A 6,003-nucleotide genomic window follows, 5' to 3' on the forward strand; every position below is an offset into this window, starting at 1 on the left:
CTCCCCGTATCCGCACATGACTGTGGTAAGCGGAACCCCGCCGTCCATCCGTGGTCTGGGCTCGGGTGCCAGGACACGATGGCCCGCGGGGGCCGTTCGGCGACAGGGAAGACACCCGAGCGTTATCCGACGGTTGCAGCCCCGAGGTGACCGAGAAGAAATGGGTCAGGAACGTCACCGAACCTCCCCCGCATCCACACGCCGGCAAAAACCGGCCCGGCCACGGAGCATGCGGAAACGCCGGAAGGGCGGCGCCCGGCGCGCAAGATGCGCGCGCCTGGCTCCGCCCTTCCGGGATGCGGGAGGTCAGCCGCGGATGGCGCTCTCCAGACCGGTGTCGGTCTCCTCCATCGTGTCGGCGGCCGTCTTCAGGAACTGGCCCATGCCCTGGAGGCCCTCGAGCACCTTCTTGGCACCCTGGGTGAACTCACGGTACGACTCGTCGAAGGCGCGCGACGAACGCGACGTCACGTAGCCGTCCGAAACCAGGCCGTCGATGAAGCTCTGGAGCTCCTCCAGCTTCGCGTCCATGGTCTCGTACTCGGAGATGAGCCGATCGCCGGCCGTCCGCATCTCGTCATATGTCACCTTGATGTCAGACATACGGTTCCCCTCCTCTGTGGGGCGGAGGGCCGCTCCCCCCGCTGTACTCCGATGAGCGACGTGGCCCCCCGTGTCCTGGCAGCGCCACGGCCACAATCAGACTACGTCCGCCGAGCACAGGACGATACCCCCGGTCAAGAGGGCCCTTCCCGTGCCTCGGTGACTCCTAGGACGCCAGACGTTCCCCGGCGGTTGCACCCAGTCCCAGCACCCGTTGTCACACACACGCAAGATGCGATTATGGTCATGTCCAGCGAAGCACCTTGCTGTGTCAATACGGGAGGAACAGCGTGCGCCTGACCCTGACAGTCGTCGACCCGGTCGGGGGGCAAAGTGCCGACACGGTGATCGACGCGGCCCCCGAGACACAGATCGGGGACCTCACCCCCGAGTTCACCCGCCTCGTCGGGAGCCGGTTCAGCCAGCAGGCGGCGATGGCGGGCCCCGGCGGCATGCAGGACCCGGGCGGCGCCGCCCACATATTCGTGAACGGCGACTACGTCGATCCCGCGCTGACCCTGGCCCAGTCGCCGCTGCGCGAGGGCAGCGTCGTCAGCCTGCACAACCCCAGCGGCTGCTGGCCGGGCGAGCCCAGCGGCATCGTCGAGTTCCGCGTCGTGGGCGGCCCGGGCGCCGGTGCCGTGCACCGGCTCGGCACCGGGCGCGTCGAGATCGGCACCGGCCAGCAGATGCACATCCGCGTCGACGACCCCACCCTCCCCGAGCACGCCATGACGCTGCGCGTCGCCGCGGACGGCACCTGCAAGGTCACCGTCTACAGCGAGACCCAGCCGACCCTGGACGGCGAGCCGTTCACACACACCGAGGGCGACCGCGCCGACTGGAAGCTGGGCAAGCAGCTGGCCGTCGGCGACGCGCTGTTCGAGCTGACGCCCTACTTCCCGCCCGACGCGGCCCTGAAGGTCTCCGAGGACGGCGGCGGCCTCGACTACAACCGCCCGCCGCGCCTCCTGCCGCCCGAGCGGCAGACCGCGTTCACGCTGCCCAAGCCGCCCGGCGAACGGGAGCGGCGTCCGATTCCCTGGCTCATGGCGATCCTGCCCGTCGTCGGCGCGGTCGCGCTGGCCAGCCTCACCGGCCGCTGGCTGTTCCTGGCCATGGCGTTCATGAGCCCGATCATGCTGCTGTCCAACTACTTCATGGACAAGAAGCGTGGCCGGATATCGCATGCCCAGAAGCTTCAGGAGTACCACGAGCGCAAGGCCCGGATCGAGAAGGACGCCAGGGACGCGCTGATCGCCGAACGGTTCGCCCGCCGGCACGCCGCGCCCGACCCGGCGACCGTCCTCACCCAGGCCACCGGGCCCCGCACCCGCCTGTGGGAGCGCCGCCGCACCGACGAGGACCACCTGCTCCTGCGCATCGGCACCGTCGAGCTCGACTCGGAAGTCGTGCTCACCGACCCCGAGCAGGACGAGCACAAGCGCCAGGTCTTCTGGAAGATCGCCGACGCGCCCGTCACGCTGCCGCTGCGCACCCTCGGCGTCATCGGCTTCGCCGGCCAGGGCGACACCGCGCGGTCCCTCGCCCGCTGGGCCGTCAGCCAGGTCGCCGTCCTCCAGAGCCCGGTCGACGTCCAGTTCTTCCTGCTGACCGACGGCTCCGGCCAGTACAGCTGGGACTGGATGCGCTGGCTGCCGCACGCGAGGCCCAGCGCGGAACACGAGGTCAACGCGCTCATCGGCACCGACGCCGAGACGATCGGCGCCCGTATCGCCGAGCTGACCGGGCTGCTGGACGCCAGGAAGAAGGCCGCCAGGGAGGCCGGTTCCCGCGGCGGCCTGTTCAAGGACCCCGACATCGTCGTGGTGCTCGACGGCTCCCGCCGCATGCGGTCCCTGCCCGGCGTCATCCGGCTGCTGCGCGAGGGCCCCGAGGTCCAGATCTACGCGCTGTGCCTCGACGACGAGGAACGATTCCTCCCCGGCGAGTGCCAGGCCGTCGTCATCGCCGAGCCCAACCCCGACCGCGTCAGCCAGGGCGGCACCCGCAACCCCGGCTACGCCACCGGCTTCCACACCTTCCTCGCCGTCCCCGGCGGCGGCCCGGGCCAGATGCCCGGCCAGTCCGCCGGGCCCGCGCCCGTCCAGGTCGCCGACCGGCTCCGCGTCGAACAGACCGGCGCCTGGCGCATCAGGGGCGTGCGGCCCGACTGGGTCAGGGCCGAATGGTGCGAGCTGCTGGCCCGTTCGCTGTCCCCGATCCGCGACATCAGCGGCGAGTCCGAGGACGCGGCCCTGCCCTCCGCCAGCCGCCTCCTCGACGTCCTGGAGCTGGAGCCGCCGACCGCAGGCGCCATCGCCGCCCGCTGGCGGCTCGGCGGGCAGTCCACCGAGGCCGTCATCGGCGAGTCCTACGACGGCGGGTTCGCCATCGACATGCGCCGCGACGGCCCGCACGGCCTCATCGCCGGCACCACCGGATCCGGCAAGTCCGAGCTGCTCCAGACGATCGTCGCCTCGCTCGCGGTGGCCAACACCCCGGAAAACATGACGTTCGTCCTCGTCGACTACAAGGGCGGCTCCGCGTTCAAGGACTGCGTCCAGCTGCCCCACACCGTCGGCATGGTCACCGACCTCGACAACCACCTGGTCGAACGGGCGCTGACCTCCCTCGGCGCCGAGCTGACCCGCCGCGAACACATCCTCGCCGGCGTCGGCGCCAAGGACATCGAGGACTACCAGGACCTGATGCGCCGCTCTCCTGGCCAACTCCAGTCCATGCCGCGGCTGCTCATCGTCATCGACGAGTTCGCCTCGATGGCCCGCGAACTGCCCGACTTCGTCAAGGGCCTGGTCAACATCGCGCAGCGGGGCCGCTCGCTCGGTATCCACCTGCTGCTGGCCACCCAGCGGCCGAGCGGCGTCGTCTCCCCGGAGATCCGCGCCAACACCAACCTGCGGATCGCGCTGCGCGTCACCGACGCCAGCGAGTCCACCGACGTCATCAACGCGCCCGACGCCGGCCTCATCGCCAAGTCCACGCCCGGCCGTGCGTTCGTCCGCCTCGGCCACTCCTCCCTCGTGCCCTTCCAGTCGGGACGCGTCGGCGGGCGCCGCCCCGGCGCCGTCGACCCGGCCGTCCGCAGGCCGTGGACCGGCCGCCTCGACTGGAACGACCTGGGCCGCGCCCAGCTCAAGCGCCCGCCGGGGGCCAAGTCGCAGGAAGAGGAGATCACCGACCTCAAGGTGCTCGTCGACTCCGTCATCGAGGCCGACCGGCAGCTCGGCTTCCCCAAGCAGCACAGCCCGTGGCTGCCCGCCCTGCCCGACCAGGTGCTGCTGCGCGACCTGGAGCACCCGATCCCCGGCGGGCCGCTGCCCGCGGCCCCGTTCGGCATCGAGGACCTGCCGGAGCAGCAGGCCAGGCGCTCCGTCGCGATCGACTTCAAGTCCTTCAGCCACATGATCGTCGGCGGCGCGGCGCGCAGCGGCCGTTCCCAGCTGCTGCGCACCATCGCCGGCTCGCTCGGCTGGATTCACTCCGCCGCCGACGTCCACCTGTACGGCATCGACTGCGGCAACGGCGCGCTCAACGCCCTGGTCAAGCTGCCCAACTGCGGCGCGGTCGTCAGCCGCAACCAGACCGAACGCGTGCGCCGCCTCATCCAGCGGCTCCGCAAGGAGGTGGACCGCCGCCAGGAGGTGCTGGGGCAGGACGCGCTGGCCGACATCGGCGAACAGCGCGCCGCCGCCGCCCCGGACAACCGGCTGCCGCACATCGTGGTGCTGCTCGACCGCTGGGAGGGCTGGGTCTCCACGCTCGGCGAGATCGACCACGGCGCGCTGACCGACGAGCTGTACGTCATCCTCCGCGAGGGCGCCAGCGTCGGCATCCACCTGGTCATCACCGGCGACCGTTCCGTCCTCTCCGGCCGGATCTCCTCGCTGACCGAGGAGAAGTACACGCTGCGTCTCTCCGACCGCTCCGACTACTCCAACATCGGCATGCCCGCCCGCAAGGTGCCGGAAGAGATCGCCGACGGCCGCATGTTCCGCAGCCAGGTGCTCACCGAGATCCAGGTCGCGGTGCTCGCCGAGGAGCTGTCCGGCCAGGCCCAGGCCGCCGCCCTGACCGCCATCGGCGACTGGGCCACCCAGCGCGACGCGGCCCTGCCGCGCGCCAAGCGCCCGTTCCGCGTCGACGTCCTGCCCAGCCGCCTCACCTTCGCCGACGCGTGGGAGATGCGGGACACCGAGACCTCCGGCTCGCCGGTCTGGGGCCTCATCGGCGTCGGCGGCGACGAACTCATGGCCTACGGGCCCGACCTGGCCCAGGGCACGCCCGCGTTCATCGTGGCAGGACCGGCCAAGTCCGGGCGCTCCACGGTGCTGACGATGCTCGCCCACTCCTACCTGGCCCAGGGCGCCCGCGTCGTCGTGGCCGCACCTCGGCCCTCGCCGCTGCGCGACCTGGCGGGGCAGCCGGGCGTCATCCAGGTCTTCACCTCCGACGACCTGTCCGAGGCCGACGTGCGGGACGCCATGAGCACGTCCTCGCCGCAGAGCCCCATCGTGTTCCTGGTCGACGACGGCGAGGACCTGCGGCGCTGCGACGGCGGCGACGAGCTGAAGAACATCATCACCAAGGGCACGGAGCTGGGCCGCTACCTGGTCCTCGGCGGCGACGAGGGCGATATCTGCGGCGGCTTCTCCGGCTGGCAGGTCGACGCGAAGAAGGCCCGCCGCGGCGTGCTGCTCTCCCCGGCCTCCCACCGCAGCGGCGAGCTGATCGGCGCCAAGCTGCCGCGCAGCGCGGCCAGCGAACAGCCCACCCCCGGCCGGGCCATCCTGCACCTCGGCGACGGCGTCCCCTTCACGGTGACCACCCCGGCACCGTAACGGCCTCCGGCCATCCGCAGAGGCGGCCGTCCCCCGCCGCGGGGGGCGGCCGTTCGCCGTTTCCCTTTCCCCGACCGGAACCGGTCCGGGACCCCTCCCGGAGCGCGGCCTCTACCGTCACGCCGACGCCTCACGGCCCTGGCTTCGTGCCCGGGGCCGGGGCCGAAGAGGAGATGACTCCCCAAGGAGGGTAACTCGGTGAGACGTGCGCACTTTTACCGTTCGAGGCGCGGAGCGCTGCCGCTGACGGTCGCGTTCCTGGCCGGGGGAACGGGGCTGCTGATCGCACCGGCGACGGCGCAGGCCGCCGCGGTGGAAGTCACGCCGGACGGCAGTGCCGTCACGGCAAGTACGAGTGATGAGAACGAGCCGGCGAACGCCGTGGACGGCGATCTGGGCACCCGGTGGTCGGGCGAGGGCGACGGCGCCTGGCTGGAGCTGGACCTGGGCTCGGAGGAGACGGTCAGCCACGTCAAACTCGCCGTGCACCAGGGCACCAGCCGGCAGAACGTCTTCGAGCTCCAGTCCTGGGACGGTT

Annotated in this window: 3 protein-coding genes; 2 read left to right on the forward strand and 1 reads right to left on the reverse strand. The window is 71.6% G+C overall.

Annotated elements, in window-relative coordinates:
* Nucleotides 1-306: 306 nt before the first annotated feature.
* Nucleotides 307-603, reverse strand: coding sequence for a WXG100 family type VII secretion target (locus STBA_RS23985; RefSeq protein WP_077061217.1), 297 nt, complete (start codon nt 601-603; stop codon nt 307-309).
* Between the two features lie 290 nt (nt 604-893).
* Between STBA_RS23985 and STBA_RS23990 the strand changes: the two genes are divergently transcribed.
* Nucleotides 894-5,465, forward strand: coding sequence for an FtsK/SpoIIIE domain-containing protein (locus STBA_RS23990; protein ID WP_077061218.1), 4,572 nt, complete (start codon nt 894-896; stop codon nt 5,463-5,465).
* A 198-nt stretch (nt 5,466-5,663) separates the two neighbouring features.
* Nucleotides 5,664-6,003, forward strand: a 340-nt coding sequence (locus tag STBA_RS23995; RefSeq protein ID WP_216355957.1) for a discoidin domain-containing protein, incomplete at its 3' end; no start/stop codon positions are given.

Source organism: Streptomyces sp. MP131-18, from assembly GCF_001984575.1.
GTDB classification, from domain to species: Bacteria; Actinomycetota; Actinomycetes; order Streptomycetales; family Streptomycetaceae; genus Streptomyces; species Streptomyces johnsoniae.